The sequence below is a fragment of the Mumia quercus genome (assembly GCF_025506335.1).
Classification (GTDB): domain Bacteria; phylum Actinomycetota; class Actinomycetes; order Propionibacteriales; family Nocardioidaceae; genus Mumia; species Mumia quercus.
Genome location: NZ_JANZYO010000002.1, coordinates 15,913 through 31,429, shown reverse-complemented (window position 1 = coordinate 31,429; position 15,517 = coordinate 15,913). Strand labels below are relative to the sequence as shown.

Below are 15,517 nucleotides of genomic sequence, written 5' to 3'. Positions count from 1 at the left end.
TCTGTTTGTGGCCACTACCTCCTGATGACGCGGACCGTGCGCTCCTTGACGGCGCGCTTGGCGGTCTTCGAGCCCTGGTAGACGATCCGCAGCTTCTGCCTGCCGGCGCCGAGACGCTTGATCCGCTCGTTCGCCCGGCCTCGGGCGTTGAGCGTGCCGCGCCCGACGACCTCGCCGCGGGCCCTGATCACGTACTTGCCACGAGCAGCCTTGCCGCCCGACCGGACGCGGAACGAGACCCTCGCCCGCGTGTTGGTCGTCAGACGGTTCGGCTTGATCTTGACGTTGGTGATCCTGGAGTTGGTCTTGGGTGCCGGCGTCACCGTCACGAAGACCTGTGCGGACGCCTCGCCGCCGTGACCGTCGTTGACGGTGTAGCGGAACGACGTGCGTCCGGTGAACCCTGCCTTCGGGGTGAAGCGGACTGCCGAGCCGTTGCCGATCGGCGTCACCTTGTTCCCGTTCAGGTCCGAGTAGGTGTACGACAGCGCGTCCCCGTCGGGGTCGCTGGCCTTCAGCTCGATGACGACCGAACGTCCCTCGCGCACCCGGACGCCGGTGACGTTCTGGGCGGTCGGGGCGTTGTTGCTGAAGTTGAGACCGACGGTCTTCTCCAGCGGGGTGTCGGCCGACGAGCCGCCGACGTGCACCTTGTAGTCGCCGTCGGGTGTCACCCAGTCTCCGTCCGCCCACTTCCGGAGATCGTCAGGATCGTCCGGTGAGAAGTACGAGAACGGGTGGTTGGAGGCGTTGGAGTCGATCAGCACCGACACCCTCTTGCTCTCGCCGGCGGCGAGGTCGACCTTGTCGAACCCCACCAGCCGCTTGGCCGGCTCGCGTGCCTCTCCAGGCAGCGTCAGGTACACCTGCGGGACCTCCATACCCTCGCGGTCACCGGTGTTCTTGACCGTGAAGTCGGCGCGCAGGGCGGTGTGCCCGTTGCCCCCTCCCACCTCGGTGACGGACAGGTCGCTGTAGTCGAAGGTCGTGTACGAGAGGCCGAAGCCGAACGGGAAGTACGGCTCGGTCTTGGTCGACTCGTACCACCGGTAGCCCATCTTCAGGCCCTCCGTGTAGCGGACGACCCGCTGAGGAGCCGGTCCTGAGACCGTGCACGGCGGCTGCTCCTGCGGATTGATGCACTGCGGGTCGCGGCCGTAACCGCCCGGAGTGCCGGTGTTCTCCTCGAAGCCGTTGTACTGCTCCGAGGTCTCGTACGCCGCCTCGCGGTCGGTCTTGCCGATCGTGAGAGGCAGCTTGCCGGAGAAGTTGGTGACGCCGAACAGTGCCTCGGCGACGACCTCGCCGTCCCACTCGCCCGGGTACCACGCCTGCACCATCGTGTGGACGTCGTCGATCCACGGCATGTTGACCTGTCCCTGCGTCTTCATGACGACGATCGTGTTCGGGTTGGCCGCCAGGACCCGCGGGATGAGCTCCTGCTGGTTGGTGCCGGTGATCGTCGGGAGGTCGAGGTTGGGCGTCTCGTTCGGCGCGCCCGAAGCGCTGCTGTTCGGGTTCTCCTCGGGCCAGTACGCGTTCTTGTCCCAGGTCTCCCGGGCGACGTCCCCGACCATCAGGACGGTCACGTCGGCGTTGCGGGCGGCCCGCTCCGCACTGGCGATGTTGGTGCCGGTGTTGAGCGTCACCGTCGCGTCGGGATTCACGTCCTTGAGCACGTTCTGGAGACCCTGCACAGGCGTCACCTGGAACGGCTCGTTGACCGTGATGTTCGCGGCACGGTTGCCGCTGCGCGGTGGCAGCGAGGCTTCGGCGGCGAACCACTGCGGACCGATGACGGCCACCGACTCCACAGCCTCCCGGTTGAGCGGCAGGATGTTCTTGTCGTTGCGCAGGAGGACGAGGCCCTCGGCGCCGGCCTGCTTGGCCACCTTGGCGTGCGAGCCGGTCGGAGCCATCAGCGGGTCGACCTCGTTCCAGAGGAACTTGTTGTACGGCCGCTCGAAGTTCCCGAACTCGAACATCTTGATGTAGCGAGGGCGAAGGAGGTCGTCGATCTGCGCCTCCGTGATCACGCCGGAGTTGATGTACGCCTTGATCGTCTCCGGCTTGTACCACTCAGGCGACTCGTCGAGCTCGACGTCGACGCCGGCGGCGATCGCGTCAAGAGTGCTCTGCTGGGCGCGCCGGTCGGAGAAGACGTAGCCGTCGAACCCCCACCGCTGGCGCAGCGTCTGCTGGAGCAGCGGCGAGCTGGAGCAGTTGTAGGTGAAGTTGAGGTCCGGGTAGGCGCACATGATCGAGGACACGTCGGCGTCCTTGACGGCCATCTCGAACGGCAGCAGGTAGATCTCGTGCATGGCGCGAGACGGCACCCGGTTGGCCGACGTCCAGCGCTCGAACTGGTACTCCGAGTCGTTGGCGACGAAGTGCTTCGCGGTGGCCTGGCTGACACCTCGGGCCTGGATGCCCTTGATGATCTCGCTGCCCATCACGCCGGTGAGGTAGGGATCCTCGCTGAAGTACTCGTTGTTGCGACCGCCGTACGGGGTCCGGATCATGTTCATGCCGGGGCCCCACAGGACCTGGGTGGCCCACGCCTCGAGCTCGACGTCGAGGACCTTCCCCCAGTCGGTCATCAGGTCGCGGTTGAACGTCGCTGCCGACGAGACCTGGGCGGGAAGCGCCGTGGCCGTCGGCTCAGGCAGGCAGTCGCCGCCGCGGATGCCCGTGCCGCCGTTGGCCTGCCGGAACGTGGGGATGCCCAGCTCCGGGATGCCTTCGATGTGGCGCCCGACGATGGTGAAGTTGCAGTCGTTGCGGTCGGCCGGGCTGTCGTCGGGGTTGCCGTCCGGGTCGAGCTCCTCGTTGTAGAACGGCTGGTTGTAGATCTGCTGGAGCTTCTGGTCCAGCGTCATCGCCGCGATCAGCAGGTCTGCCCGCTTCTCCGGCGCGAGACTCGTGTCCAGCCACGGACGTTCGTCGTCCGCCTGCGTGACTGAGGGTATGGCTGCGATGGTCGCGGCGACGAGTCCCGCCGCGGCCGCGTAGGTGACGACGCGTCGAAACATGTCGTTCCCCCGTTCTCGATGGGCTGTGCCCTCGTGCTCCCACGCGGGTCAACACCCGAGACCGGCGGGAACAAACTAGGACATTTCTCCCATCAGAGCACCGAGGCGCGGACTTCGCACCCGCGCACGGCGTGTCGAGGCGAGGGGCTAGCGGAGCCCTAGCCGGCAGGCGTAGAGTTCGGCGGCTCCTGGCCCTTGTCGAGCTTGTGGATCTGCTCCTTCGCGACGGCGTGGGCCTTGTCGATCTTGCGGTCGTACTTGCCCTTGCTCATCTCCTTGGCCTTGTCCCGCACCTTCTCGAGGGCGTCGTCGATCTTGTCACCGTTCTCGGTGACGAGGACGCTCGCGCGCTCCTTCATCTCGCGGGCCAGGTCCTCGCTGGAGCCCTTGAACTTCTCGAAGGCCTCGTCGAACTTGCTCATGGCGCTTTCTCCCTGGCGTGATGCGGTGTGCTGGATGCCTTCGAATCTACGTCAGTCAGAATGGTCGCCGTGAAGCCTCCCGTCGTCGCCGTCGTGGGACCCACCGCCGCCGGCAAGTCCGACCTCGCGGTGGCGCTCGCGCAACGGGTCGGAGGCGAGGTCGTCAACGTCGACGCGTACCAGATCTACCGCGGCATGGACATCGGCACGGCGAAGCTCCCCGAGGCCGAGCGCGGGGGAGTGCCGCACCACCTCCTCGACGTCCTCGACGTCACCGAGGCGGCCACGGTCGCGGAGTTCCAGGGGTGGGCGCGTGCGGCGCTGGAGGACGTACGGGCGCGCGGTGCCGTCCCGGTCCTCGTCGGCGGGTCCGCGCTGTACGTCCGTGCGGTCGTCGACGCGTTCGAGTTCCCCGGGACTGACCCCGCGGTCCGCGAGCGGCTCGAGGCGGAGCTGCGCGCACAGGGGCCCGAGGAGATGCACCGGCGGCTCGCGGCCGTCGATCCCGAGGCGGCGTCGAGCATCCTGGTGTCGAACGGCCGCCGGATCGTCCGCGCGCTCGAGGTCGTCGAGATCACCGGGCGGCCGTTCACCGCGACGCTGCCGGCGCACACCGCGTACTACGACGACGTACGACTCCTCGGTGTCGACGTCCCGCGCGACGTCCTCGACGAGCGGATCGCCCTGCGGGTCGACCGCATGTGGGAGGCAGGGCTGGTCGACGAGGTCCGGGGACTCGTCGAGCACGGTCTCGCCCAGGGCCGCACCGCGAGCCGGGCCCTCGGCTACTCGCAGGTGCTCGCCTACCTCGACGGCATGATGAGCGAGAACGAGGCGCGCGAGGCGACCATCCGCGGGACCCGGAAGTTCGCGCGGCGCCAGGACGGCTGGTTTCGCAAGGACCCCCGGATCGTCTGGCTCCCGTACGACGCCCCCGACCTCGTCGAGAAGGCGCTCGCCGTGGTCGAGCGCTAGCCGCCGCGCTCCGCACGGTCGCGCAGGCGGCGCAACGCGTACGCGTACGACAGGCGCAGCGCGGGGGAGGCGATCCGCCAGAGCACGGGAGCGAGGCGCCCGCCGGGGACGCGCACCTGCTCGCTCCACCCGAACTCCGTGCCGGTGCCGGCCGCGTCGGGCGTGCAGGTGAACGTGCCCGTGCCGTTGACGACGCGGCCGAGGTGCGCGACGTCGCAGCGTCGTGGCGGGTCCCACGAGGTCACCCGCATCGGGTCGTCGAACGCGAGCGGACCGATCCCGGTGCGGGCCACGACCAGGTCGCCCTCCATCCGGACCCGCGTCGCCGGGATCCACTCGCCCTGCCGCTCCCACGCGGTGACGTATGCCCAGACAGCCTCGACGGGCGCGCGCACGTGGACCTCCGCGCTGAGCCGCCCGGTGCCCTCCGACCGCACGGTGACGCTCACCCTGGCTCCGACCGCCACCCGGCGTACCCGAGCACGATCAGCCGCATCTGCCGCCGTGCCTCGGTCTCGATCTGCGCCAGCACCTCGGGATCGTCGGGCGACTCGATGACCTGCTCGGCTGTCGAGACCATGATGTTGACGAAGAGGCGCGAGGCGGTCTGGACGTCCTCGCGGTTCCACGTGTCGAGGTACGGGAAGGTCCGCAGCGCCATCGCCAGCTCGGTGACGTACAGGCGCAGCTCGTCGCGGATGCGTCGGCGTACGGCGGGGACCCCGCCGAACCGCTCGCGCGCGACGAACGCGAAGTGCGACCGGTGGGTGCGGACCTGCTCGACGATGATCGCGGCCGAGGCCGTGATGACGTCGGCGTACGTCTCGGGGTCCTGGCGGGCGATCTGCATCATGCCGCGCAGCGTGCCGAAGGACTGGTCGACGAGCGCGAGACCGAGCTCTTCCATGCTCGCGAAGTGGCGGTAGAACGCGGTCGGGACCACACCCGCGCGTCGCGCGACCTGGCGGAGGCTGACCCCGGCGAACCCGTGCTCGTCGGTGAGCTCGAGCGCCGCGTCCAAGAGTGCCTGTCGCGTACGCTCCTTCTGCTCGTGACGCGACAAGGCGTCGTCGGAGACCTGCACCGGGGCACCTTATCGCGGAGCCCGGACGGGGCCCGTGGCCATCGGGTACCGTGACCGCCATGGTGTTGCGGCGACGCGAGATCAACAAGGACGTGGTCCAGCAGTCGGCAGAGGCGATCACCTCCACCGCCCAACGGCTGGCCGTGATCGTGCTGGGAGCGACACGCCAGGTCATCACCGAGGTCGGTGACCTCGCCACCGAGCTGTTCGAGATCGGCGACGCCGCCGGACGCGCGCGGCGTGACGCCTCCGCGGCGCGTGGCTCGCAGCAGACGCCCGACGCCTAGACTTGGCGGGGTGACGACCTTCGCGTGGCTCAAGGGCCACGGCACTGAGAACGACTTCGTGATCCTGCCCGACCCGGACGGGACGGTCCACGGTGCGCTCGACGCCTCGTTCGTGGCGGCGCTGTGCGACCGCCGCCGCGGCATCGGGGCCGACGGCGTGCTGCGCGCGGTCCGGGCCGGCGACGACGCCGGCGCCGAGTGGTTCATGGACTACCGCAACGCCGACGGCTCGATCGCCGAGATGTGCGGCAACGGCGTACGCGTGTTCGCCCGCTACCTCGCCGACGAAGGCCTCGTGGACCCCACGCAGCCGGTGCCGATCGCGACCCGCGACGGCGTCAAGGTCGTCACGTACGACGGCGACACCATCGCCGTCGACATGGGCACTCCCCGGCTGCTGGGCGAGTCGAAGGTCACGACCGAGGGGGTCGTCCGCCCGGCGCGTCACGTCGACGTCGGCAACCCCCACGCCGTCGCGTTCGTCGACGACCTGGACGACGCCGGCACCCTCCTGAAGGAGCCCGAGTACGACGCGTCGGTCTACCCGAAGGGCGTCAACATCGAGTTCGTCGCGCGCCAGGGCCCGCGCCACGTCGCGATGAGGGTCCACGAGCGCGGCGCGGGGGAGACCCGGTCCTGCGGGACGGGCGCGGTCGCCGTGGCCCTCGCGAGCGCCGCCGCCGACGGCGCCGATCCCGCCGACGGAGGCGACGTCACATACCGCGTCGACGTCCCCGGCGGCACGCTGCACGTGACCTGGAAGGCCGACGGTCACGCCGTCCTCGCCGGTCCGGCGGTCATAATCGCTCGCGGGGACCTGACGTGGCTGGGATGATCGAGCGCACCGCCGACGTTGCAAGGGACAGATGACTTCACACGAACCCACCACGTACGAGACCGACGAGGCTGTCGCTCTGAACGAGCAGCCCCGGTCTGACGAGACCCACGACGGCGAGCAGCTCGACCTCGCCGACCGCAACTCCCTGCGCCGCGTCGCCGGACTCTCGACCGAGCTCGAGGACATCAGCGAGGTCGAGTACCGCCAGCTGCGGCTCGAGCGTGTCGTCCTCGTCGGCGTGTGGACCGAGGGGTCCGCGACCGACGCCGAGAACTCTCTCACCGAGCTGAAGCTCCTCGCCGAGACCGCCGGTTCGGAGGTGCTCGACGGCCTGATCCAACGGCGTCAGCGTCCCGACCCGGCGACGTACGTCGGTCGAGGCAAGGTCGAGGAGCTCGCCGAGATCGTGCAGGCCACGGGCGCCGACACGGTGATCTGCGACGGCGAGCTCGCGCCGAGCCAGCTGCGCAACCTGGAGGACCGCACCAAGGTCAAGGTCGTCGACCGGACGGCCCTGATCCTCGACATCTTCGCCCAGCACGCGAAGTCCCGCGAGGGCCGCGCGCAGGTCGAGCTCGCCCAGCTGCAGTACATGAAGCAGCGCCTGCGTGGCTGGGGTGGCAACCTCTCCCGCCAGGCTGGTGGACGCGTCGGCGGCGACGGCGGCGGCATCGGCTCGCGTGGTCCTGGTGAGACCAAGATCGAGACCGACCGCCGGCGGATCAACGACCGCATCGCCAAGCTCCGTCGCGAGCTGGGGGAGATGCGCAAGACGCGCGACACCAAGCGCGCCAACCGCCAGCGCAACCAGGTGCCGGCCGTCGTGATCGCCGGCTACACCAACGCCGGCAAGTCGAGCCTGCTGAACCGCCTCACCCGGGCGGGGGTGCTGGTCGAGGACGCGCTCTTCGCCACCCTCGACCCGACGACCCGGCGGACGGAGACCTCCGACGGCCGCGAGTACACGCTGTCGGACACCGTCGGGTTCGTCCGGCACCTGCCGCACCAGCTGGTCGAGGCGTTCCGGTCGACCCTCGAGGAGGTGTCCGACGCCGACCTCGTCCTGCACGTCGTCGACGGCTCGCACCCCGACCCGGAGGGCCAGATCAACGCCGTCCGCGAGGTGTTCGCCGAGATCGACGCCCTCTCCGTGCCCGAGATCATCGTGGTCAACAAGGCCGACGCCGCGGACCCGCTGGTGCTCTCACGGCTGCTCTCGCGCGAGCCGCACGCGGTCGTGGTGTCGGCACGCACCGGCGAGGGCATCGACGAGCTTCTCAGCGCGATCGAGGCCGACCTGCCGACGCCCACGGCGAAGGTCGACGTCGTCCTCCCGTACGAGCGCGGGGACCTGCTCAACCAGATCCACCTGCACGGCGAGATCGACACGCTCGAGCACACCGCCGAGGGCACGCACGTGGTCGCGCGCGTCCACGACGACCTCGCCGGCGCGCTCGCCGCGTACGCCTGACAGACGCACGAGAACGGGCGCCGACCCACCCGCACGTGGTTCGGCGCCCGTCCTGTCAGAGCCTACTCATCGCCGGGGATGCCCGACTCCGGCGGGGTGCCGACGTCGCCGGTGAACTCCTCGATCTCCGCGTCACCGACGTCGGTCTGCAGGACCGGCGTCTTGTCGGTGGTCGTCCCGTCGGCCTGGATCTGGACCAGCTTGAGCCCGCCGATGCCCGCGTGGCGGTCCTCGGAGTAGCGGAACGGCACGTAGTTCGGGCCGCCGAGGTCGCCGCCCTCCTGCTCGAACGTCTCCACGAGCGACTCACGGCTGAGGTCGTCGCCGGTGCGCTTCATCGCGTCCACCACGGTGAACGCCTGCGACATGCCGTAGACCTTGTAGTTGGTCAGCGGCGAGCCGTCACCGTACTCGTCCCAGACCTTCTGCCAGAGCTTCGTCCACTCGTTGTCGGGCTCGGACGCCTGCGGCATGTACGTGGTCGTGTAGACACCGGCCAGCGGGCTGGAACCCTTGATGGCGCCCTGCGAGAACTCCTCGAGGAGAGAGCCCACGAGCCCGGAGTCCGAGCCGACGTTGGTGTAGAACCACGTCGGCTTGTAGTTGAGCTTCATGGAGACCAGCTGCGACAGCGCGGTGTAGGACGGCACGTTGAAGCCCACCACGACGTCCGCGCCGGACTTCTGCAGCTCGGCGATCTGCGGGCCGACGTCGGTGTTGCCCGGGACGTACTTCACCTGCGCGACGATCTGGTCGTCGATGTACTGCTCGAGGCCGCGCGTGCCGTCCTCGCCCAGCTCGTCGTCCTGACCGAAGATGCCGACCTTGGCGTCGGGCATGTTCTCGGCGATGTACTGGCCGATGACCTTGCCCTCGGACTCGTAGTCGGGCTGCCACCCGAACGTCATCGGCAGCTCTTCCGGGTTGTCCCAGAGGAGCGAGCCGGACGACACGGTCAGGTCGGGGACGCCCTCGGCGTTGAGGAAGTTCGTGACCGCCTGGTGGGTCGGCGTGCCGAGGCCGGCGACGATGGCGAACACCTCGTCCTTCAGGACCAGCTCGTTGACGACCTCCGAGGTCTTGGCCGGGTTGTAGCCGTCGTCGCGCGCGATGAACTCGATGTCGCGACCGCCGACCCCGCCGTTGGCGTTGACGAACTCGTAGTACGCCTTGTGACCGAGCGGGATCTCGCTGTAGCCGGGTGCCGCGACACCCGTGAGCGGGAAGTGGCCGCCGATCTTGATCGACTCCTCGGTGAGACCGGGATCGTTCGAGCCGCCGTCGTCGTCACCACCGCCGCACGCGGCGACGACCAGTGCGGAGGCAGCGAGCGCCGCTCCGAGTACGAGCCGGCGACTCCTGCGCGTCGGCCTGGGCTGATGAGCCATGGATCTCATCCCTTCTGGGTGGGTGTTGCGGGGTGGAGACGGCGCAGGCGTGCACGCCGCCATGCCGTCGAGAGGGTCCCCATCACTCCTCCGGGTGCGAGGAGCATCACGAGGACGAGGACGATGCCGTAGATGAACGGCGACATCTGTGCGGCCTGGGTGTCCGACAGACCCGAGCCGGTCGAGAGCGAGGTGACCCACGGCGGCAGGAAGACCAGCACCGCGGCGCCGATGAAGGCGCCGGTGATGCTGCCGAGACCTCCGATCACCGCGGCGGTCAGCAGCGAGAGCGAGAGGACGATGGTGAACGCGCTCGGTGCCGCGAGGCGTACGACGACCGCCATGACCGCGCCCGCCAGCCCCGCGTACGCGGCGCTGATGACGAACGCCTGCACGCGCGTACGGCCGAGGTTGATGCCGGCGATCTCGGCCGCGACCTCTTGGTCACGCACCGCGCGCCAGTGGCGTCCGACCTTGGACCGGCGGAGGTTCAGCGCGAAGAAGAGGGCGACGACGAGGCAGAAGAGCCCGAGGTACGCGACGTACTTGGACGACGTGGCGAACTCGCCCGACACCGCGTCGATGAACGACACGAACCACTCCGGCGGCCGCGGCGAGGCGACCGTCAGGCCGACCTCGCCGTTGAACGTGCCCTTGAAGTAGAGCGCGACGCTCGGGAGCGCGACGGCCAGCGCGAGGGTGGCGCCGGCGAGGTAGGGGCCGTGGAGCCGTGCTGCGCCGATGCCCACCACGAACCCGACCACCGACGTCACGACGACGGCGGCCAGCGCCACCACGGGGAAGGGGAGCGGCGACTCCGTGTCGAGCAGAAGCGCGGTCGTGTAGGCACCCACGGCCATCAGGGCGCCGTGCCCGAGGGAGATCTGCCCGTTGAGACCGGTCAGCGCGGTCAGGCCGATCGCCGCGATCGCGTAGTAGGTCAGCGACGAGAGCTGCGTGTTGGTGTAGCGGTCGGTGGACTCCAGCAGGAGCACCCCGACGAGCAGGACGCCGAGGCTGATGAGCAGGCTCCGGGTCAGGTTGAGGTCGAGCAGGCGCTTCGCAGTGGTGTCGGTCGACATCAGACCCTCCTTGCGGTGGTGCTGGAGAAGAGGCCGCCGGGCTTGAGCAGGAGCACGACGATCAGGAGGGCGAACGCGGCGAGGGTGACCAGGCCGGAGGCCACGTACCCGGACACCAGCGAGTTGACGAGGCCGAGCAGGACGCCGCCGACGACTGCGCCGACCGGGCTGTCGAGCCCGCCGATGACCGCGGCGATGAAGCCGAACGCGATCAGCGTCTCCATGTAGCTCGGGTAGATGAAGGTGCCGGTCGCGACGAGGATGCCGGCGACGGAGCCGACGAGGCCCGCCAGCGCCCACCCGAAGGTGAGCAGGTGGGAGACCTTGATGCCGAGGATGCGCGAGACCTCGCCGTCGAACGCCGCGGCGCGCATCGTGAGCCCGAGCTGCGTCTTCTGGAAGAGCAGCGTGAGCCCGACACCGACGACGCCGACCGTGCAGAGCACGAAGATGCTCGTCGGCGTCAGGGCGAGGTTCAGGTCGCCGACCTGGAAGCCGGTCATCCCGAACGGGGAGGGGAACGACTGGTAGTCGGACCCGAACAGGATCGCGGCGAGCGCCTGGATCGCCACGTAGAGGCCGAGCGTCGCGATCACGATGTTGAGCTCCATCCCGCCCTCGAGGGGCCGGATGACCACCCGCTCGAGGACGGCGCCGATCACGAAGCCGGCCGCGAGGGCGACGGCGAAGGCCGCCCAGTACGGGAAGTCGCGGTTGAGCAGGGTCAGCGCGAGGTAGGTGGTGAACATCGCCTGCGAGCCCTGCGCGAAGTTGATGATCCGCGTCGACCGGAAGATCAGCACGAGCGCGAGCGCGAACGCGGCGATCACGATGCCCTGGGTGAGTCCGTTGAGCAGGACGTTGACGAGCTTCTGGATGTCGTCGGTCATGGTCCCTCCTCAGAACCCGAGGTACGAGTGGCGCAGCGCGGTGTCGTTGCGCAGGACCTCGGCGGACTCGGTCACGACGACCTTGCCGAGGTTGAGCACGACACCGGTGTGCGCGATGGACAGGGCGCTGCGGGCGTTCTGCTCGACCAGCAGCACCGTCAGGCCGGAGTCGGCCACCAGCGTGCGGATCAGGTCGAAGATCTGCGCCACGATCCGGGGCGCGAGACCGAGCGACGGTTCGTCGAGCAGCAGCAGCGTGGGCCTGGCCAGCAGGGCCCGGGCGATGACGAGCATCTGGCGCTCGCCGCCGGACAGCGTGTGCGCCTGCGCGCTGCGCCGGTCTCCGAGCACGGGGAAGAGCTGGTAGGCGTCGTCCAGCGTGCGTACGGGCGCCGGGGCGTCGCTGGGGCGCTTGGCGGCACCCCGCGCTCCGAGGCGGAGGTTCTCCTCGACCGTGAGCTCGGCGATGACGCCGCGTCCCTCGGGGACGTGGGCCATGCCGCGGTGCACCATCGACTCGACCGGCGCGCCGGTGATGTCGGTGCCGTCGAGGGTGATCGTCCCCGAGGACGGGCGGACGAGTCCCGACACGGTCCGCAGGAGCGAGGTCTTGCCCGCCCCGTTGGCGCCGAGGACCGCCGTGATGCGTCCCGCCTCGACCGTCATGTCGACCGAGTCGAGGGCACGGACCGGCCCGTACGAGGTGGTGAGGTCGGTGATCGTGAGCATGCTCAGACCTCCTTCGTCGCCGTGACGGCCGAGCCGCCGTCGAGCGAGGTCGTGTCGATCTCGCTGCCGCCGGTCACCTCGGCGCCGAGGTAGGCGGCGACGACCTTCGGGTCGTCGCGGACCTCCGCAGGCGCGCCGTGGGCGATGACCTGGCCGAAGTCGAGGACCGTGATCGTGTCGCACACCCGCATCACGAGGTCCATGTGGTGCTCGACGAGGAGCACGGACATGCGCTCCGTCAGGCGCCGGACGAGGTCGCCGAGCTCGTCCATCTCGCCCTCCGACAGGCCGGCCGCAGGCTCGTCGAGCAGGAGGAGCCGCGGCTCCGCCACGAGGGCGCGGGCGAGCGCGACCTTCTTCTGGTCGGGGTACGGCAGCATGCCGGGGTAGCGCGGCGCGAGGTGCGCGGCACCCAGGTCCGCGAGCGCCTGCATCGCGCGCTCGCGCAGCGCCTGCTCGTCGCGGCGCCCGCGCGGGAGCCCGAAGGCCGCCGACGCGAAGCCGCTGCGCGACCGCACCGCGGCACCGGTCATCACGTTCTCGAGCGCGCTCATGCCGGCGAACAGGCCGACGCCCTGGAGCGTACGGGCGATGCCGAGGCCGGCGAGGTCGTGGGCGCGGAGCCCTTCGACCTGGGTGCCCTCCCACGTCAGGGTGCCGGAGTCGGGGCGGACGAACCCGCAGCAGACGTTGAAGAACGTGGTCTTGCCGGCGCCGTTGGGGCCGATGACGCCGTGGACCTCGCCGGGCTCGACCCGGAGGCCCACGTCGTCGAGGGCGACGAGGCCGCCGAACCGGACGGTCACTCCTTCGGCCACGAACGCGCCCCGCGGCGGCGGGTCGGGGGTGGGCTCGACAGGAGGGGTCATACGCGTCCTTCCGAGAGAGGGGGCGGTTGTCATCTGGGCAGGCGTGTGACCCGGACCACATGACCTCGTTGCCGCCGAACGCTACCCATCTCTGAGCGCTAAGCAAGCGCTTAGTCGGAGCAGAGGGGCCAATCGTTACCGGATGGTGACTCGCGCGGCCAGGCCGTTGCGCGCCGCGACCACACCGCCTGTGAGTCGCCGCCGCGTGGGCGGGCCGCGGGTCGGTAGGCTGCGTCGGTGACCTCGTCGATCTCGGACCGCCCAGCACCGCCCGCCGCCGAGTCCGAGCGACACGCACGGGTCGGTGCGGTCCTGCACGCCGCGGTCGACGCTGTCGGCGGCACGGAGCGCGCCGGGCAGGTACGGATGGCCGAGGCGGTCTCCGACGCGTTCGCGCAGGGGCGCCACCTCCTGGTGCAGGCGGGGACGGGCACCGGCAAGTCGTTGGGCTACCTGGTCCCGAGCCTCCTGCACGACCGCCGTGTGGTGGTAGCGACAGCGACGCTCAACCTGCAGCACCAGCTCGTGGAGCGCGACATCCCGGCGCTCCTCGACGGCGCCCGTACCGTCCTCTCACGGACGCCGAGGCACGCGGTCGTCAAGGGACGCGGCAACTACGCCTGTCTCCACCGGGTCCGCGAGGGCGCGCCCGACGAGCAGGGGGTCCTCATCGAGGCCCCGACCGGGTCGCTCGGCGAGGAGGTCGTGACGCTGCGCGCCTGGGCCGAGGAGGAGTCCGACCGCGGCGGCGTCGGCGACCGTGACTCCGCCCCCGCCCACACCGAGCGCGCCTGGCGGCAGGTCAGCGTGCACGCGCGGGAGTGCCTCGGCGCGGCACGCTGCCCGTACGCGCAGGAGTGCTTCGCCGAGCAGGCGCGCGACACCGCCGCAGACGCCGACCTCGTCGTCACCAACCACGCGCTCCTCGCGATCGACGCGATCGACGGCGTGCCCATGCTGCCCGAGTACGACACCGTCGTCGTCGACGAGGCCCACGAGCTCGTCGCCCGGGTCACGCAGGCGTCGACGGCCGAGCTGTCGCCGCCGATGGTCGAGCGGGCGGCGCGCCGCGCCCGCGCCTTCGTACGCGGCCGTGAGGCCGACGACCTCGAGGACGCGAGCGACGCGCTGCGCGACGCGCTCGAGGTGACTCCGCCCGGCCGGATCGCCTCACCGACCGACCAGCTCGCCGACGCGCTCGCGCTGGTGCGGGACAACGCGCGCGCCTGTCACTCCGCCATGCCCAAGGAGGCGCAGGAGGGCGACACCGACGCGGCGCGCCAGCAGGTCAAGGGCCTCGTCGACGAGGTGCGCAAGATCGCCGAGCGGATGGCGGTCGCCTCTGACACGGACGTCCTGTGGCTCGCCGAGCGCGACGGCTCTCGCGGCGGCAACGAGCTGCGGATCGCGCCGGTCGACGTCGCGCTGACGCTGCGCGACAAGCTCTTCGGCGAGAACACGGTCGTGCTCACCAGTGCCACCCTCAAGCTCGGCGGGGGATTCGACTCCGTCGCGCGCTCGGTCGGGCTGTGGGCGAACGAGCAGGCCGGCGCCGCGGCGGCCACGACAGGTGAGTCGGAGGATCGTGACGAGTCCGTGCTCGCCTGGGACGCGATCGACGTCGGCTCGCCGTTCGACTACGCGAAGCAGGCGATGCTCTACGTCGCCCGCCACCTGCCGCCGCCGGGCCGCGACGGGATGGCGGAGGCGACGCTGGACGAGATCGTCGACCTCGTCTCGGCCGCCGGCGGGCGGACCCTCGGCCTCTTCTCGTCGCGACGGGCGGCCGAGGCCGCGACCGAGGTCGTACGCGAGCGGCTGCCCGAGGTCGAGGTCCTGTGCCAGGGCGACGCCCAGTTGCCCGAGCTGGCGCGGCGGTTCACCGAGGATCCGCAGGCGTGCCTCTTCGGCACGCTGAGCCTCTGGCAGGGCGTGGACCTGCCCGGCTCGACGTGCCAGCTGGTGATCATCGACCGCATCCCGTTCCCGAGGCCGGACGACCCGTTGATGAGCGCGCGCCAGCGCCTCGTCGAGCGCCGTGGGGGCAACGGCTTCATGGCGGTCGCCGCGACCCACGCCGCGCTCCTGCTCGCCCAGGGCGCCGGCCGGCTGATCCGACGGGCCGACGACCGTGGCGTCGTCGCGGTGCTCGACTCCCGCCTGGCGAAGGCGCGGTACGGAGGGTTCCTCGCGTCGTCGATGCCCCCCATGTGGCGCACCGTCGACCGCAACCTCGTCCTGTCGGCGCTCAAGCGGCTCGACGCTGCCGCGTCCGAGTGACGCGCGTCCCCTGGGGTACCCCAGCGGAGATGCACGGACCCGACTGTGTCCGGTGGGGTCGGTGCACCTTCGCTCGGGTACCCCTGTCACGGCACCGCACGGGCGGTAAGTGGCCAGACACACCTGTGGGCGCGAGACCGAGGGGATCTCGCGCCCACCACACGACGCGT

Annotated in this window: 14 protein-coding genes; 5 read left to right on the top strand and 9 right to left on the bottom strand. The window is 70.4% G+C overall.

Going from position 1 to position 15,517, the window contains the following annotated elements:
• Positions 1–14: 14 nt before the first annotated feature.
• Both NYZ95_RS03515 and NYZ95_RS03510 read right to left on the bottom strand, forming a co-directional pair.
• Positions 15–3,032, bottom strand: a complete 3,018-nt coding sequence (locus NYZ95_RS03515) for a glycoside hydrolase family 3 C-terminal domain-containing protein (protein ID WP_262848759.1) — start codon at positions 3,030–3,032, stop codon at positions 15–17.
• Positions 3,033–3,190: 158 nt separating this feature from the next.
• Positions 3,191–3,454: an antitoxin gene (locus tag NYZ95_RS03510; RefSeq protein WP_262848757.1), complete on the bottom strand. Its 264-nt coding sequence runs from the start codon at positions 3,452–3,454 to the stop codon at positions 3,191–3,193.
• Positions 3,455–3,514: 60 nt separating this feature from the next.
• On the opposite strand from NYZ95_RS03510, the gene miaA reads away from it, so the two are divergent.
• Positions 3,515–4,429, top strand: a complete 915-nt coding sequence (gene miaA, locus NYZ95_RS03505; RefSeq protein WP_262848755.1) for a tRNA (adenosine(37)-N6)-dimethylallyltransferase MiaA — start codon at positions 3,515–3,517, stop codon at positions 4,427–4,429.
• Here miaA and NYZ95_RS03500 read toward each other — a convergent pair.
• The gene (locus NYZ95_RS03500; protein WP_262848753.1) at positions 4,426–4,878 is read right to left on the bottom strand and encodes an SRPBCC family protein; all 453 of its coding nucleotides are present in this window, start codon (positions 4,876–4,878) and stop codon (positions 4,426–4,428) included. The two genes, miaA and NYZ95_RS03500, sit on opposite strands and share 4 nt — an antisense overlap.
• Positions 4,875–5,513 (bottom strand): TetR family transcriptional regulator, encoded by a 639-nt coding sequence (locus tag NYZ95_RS03495; protein WP_262848751.1) that lies wholly within the window; start codon positions 5,511–5,513, stop codon positions 4,875–4,877. The genes NYZ95_RS03500 and NYZ95_RS03495 overlap by 4 nt, the downstream gene beginning before the upstream one ends.
• A gap of 59 nt (positions 5,514–5,572) precedes the next feature.
• Here NYZ95_RS03495 and NYZ95_RS03490 point away from each other — a divergent pair, with 59 nt between their 5' ends.
• Genes NYZ95_RS03490 through hflX form a run of 3 tightly spaced genes read left to right on the top strand, consistent with a single transcriptional unit; the run spans position 5,573 to position 8,109 of the window.
• Positions 5,573–5,800, top strand: coding sequence for a hypothetical protein (locus tag NYZ95_RS03490; RefSeq protein WP_262848749.1), 228 nt, complete (start codon positions 5,573–5,575; stop codon positions 5,798–5,800).
• 10 nt (positions 5,801–5,810) lie between these two features.
• Positions 5,811–6,635, top strand: a complete 825-nt coding sequence (gene dapF / locus NYZ95_RS03485; RefSeq protein WP_262848747.1) for a diaminopimelate epimerase — start codon at positions 5,811–5,813, stop codon at positions 6,633–6,635.
• A gap of 31 nt (positions 6,636–6,666) precedes the next feature.
• Positions 6,667–8,109, top strand: a complete 1,443-nt coding sequence (hflX, locus tag NYZ95_RS03480; RefSeq protein ID WP_262848745.1) for a GTPase HflX — start codon at positions 6,667–6,669, stop codon at positions 8,107–8,109.
• Between the two features lie 62 nt (positions 8,110–8,171).
• Here hflX and NYZ95_RS03475 read toward each other — a convergent pair whose 3' ends face one another.
• From NYZ95_RS03475 to NYZ95_RS03455, 5 genes are read right to left on the bottom strand one after another with little or no spacing between them, the layout of a single operon-like run.
• Positions 8,172–9,497, bottom strand: a complete 1,326-nt coding sequence (locus NYZ95_RS03475) for an ABC transporter substrate-binding protein (RefSeq protein ID WP_262848743.1) — start codon at positions 9,495–9,497, stop codon at positions 8,172–8,174.
• Positions 9,498–9,502: 5 nt separating this feature from the next.
• Positions 9,503–10,579: a branched-chain amino acid ABC transporter permease gene (locus NYZ95_RS03470; protein WP_262848741.1), complete on the bottom strand. Its 1,077-nt coding sequence runs from the start codon at positions 10,577–10,579 to the stop codon at positions 9,503–9,505.
• Positions 10,579–11,469, bottom strand: coding sequence for a branched-chain amino acid ABC transporter permease (locus NYZ95_RS03465; RefSeq protein WP_262848739.1), 891 nt, complete (start codon positions 11,467–11,469; stop codon positions 10,579–10,581). Before NYZ95_RS03465 ends, NYZ95_RS03470 begins: the two co-directional genes overlap by 1 nt.
• Positions 11,470–11,478: 9 nt before the next feature.
• Positions 11,479–12,198, bottom strand: a complete 720-nt coding sequence (locus tag NYZ95_RS03460) for an ABC transporter ATP-binding protein (protein ID WP_262848737.1) — start codon at positions 12,196–12,198, stop codon at positions 11,479–11,481.
• 2 nt (positions 12,199–12,200) lie between these two features.
• Complete coding sequence (locus NYZ95_RS03455; RefSeq protein ID WP_262848735.1) at positions 12,201–13,067, bottom strand: ABC transporter ATP-binding protein; 867 nt, start codon at positions 13,065–13,067, stop codon at positions 12,201–12,203.
• A gap of 366 nt (positions 13,068–13,433) precedes the next feature.
• On the opposite strand from NYZ95_RS03455, the gene NYZ95_RS03450 reads away from it, so the two are divergent.
• Complete coding sequence (locus NYZ95_RS03450; protein ID WP_262849939.1) at positions 13,434–15,347, top strand: ATP-dependent DNA helicase; 1,914 nt, start codon at positions 13,434–13,436, stop codon at positions 15,345–15,347.
• The last annotated feature ends 170 nt before the right edge of the window (positions 15,348–15,517 follow it).

Excerpts from the sequence above, each read along its gene's own strand:
- miaA (WP_262848755.1), top strand. The coding sequence starts at position 3,515 with ATGGTCGCCGTGAAGCCTCCCGTCGTCGCCGTCGTGGGACCCACCGCC.
- NYZ95_RS03515 (WP_262848759.1), bottom strand. The coding sequence starts at position 3,032 with ATGTTTCGACGCGTCGTCACCTACGCGGCCGCGGCGGGACTCGTCGCC.
- NYZ95_RS03465 (WP_262848739.1), bottom strand. The coding sequence starts at position 11,469 with ATGACCGACGACATCCAGAAGCTCGTCAACGTCCTGCTCAACGGACTC.
- NYZ95_RS03455 (WP_262848735.1), bottom strand. The coding sequence starts at position 13,067 with ATGACCCCTCCTGTCGAGCCCACCCCCGACCCGCCGCCGCGGGGCGCG.
- hflX (WP_262848745.1), top strand. The coding sequence starts at position 6,667 with ATGACTTCACACGAACCCACCACGTACGAGACCGACGAGGCTGTCGCT.
- NYZ95_RS03460 (WP_262848737.1), bottom strand. The coding sequence starts at position 12,198 with ATGCTCACGATCACCGACCTCACCACCTCGTACGGGCCGGTCCGTGCC.
- NYZ95_RS03450 (WP_262849939.1), top strand. The coding sequence starts at position 13,434 with ATGGCCGAGGCGGTCTCCGACGCGTTCGCGCAGGGGCGCCACCTCCTG.
- NYZ95_RS03510 (WP_262848757.1), bottom strand. The coding sequence starts at position 3,454 with ATGAGCAAGTTCGACGAGGCCTTCGAGAAGTTCAAGGGCTCCAGCGAG.
- NYZ95_RS03475 (WP_262848743.1), bottom strand. The coding sequence starts at position 9,497 with ATGGCTCATCAGCCCAGGCCGACGCGCAGGAGTCGCCGGCTCGTACTC.
- NYZ95_RS03490 (WP_262848749.1), top strand. The coding sequence starts at position 5,573 with ATGGTGTTGCGGCGACGCGAGATCAACAAGGACGTGGTCCAGCAGTCG.
- NYZ95_RS03470 (WP_262848741.1), bottom strand. The coding sequence starts at position 10,579 with ATGTCGACCGACACCACTGCGAAGCGCCTGCTCGACCTCAACCTGACC.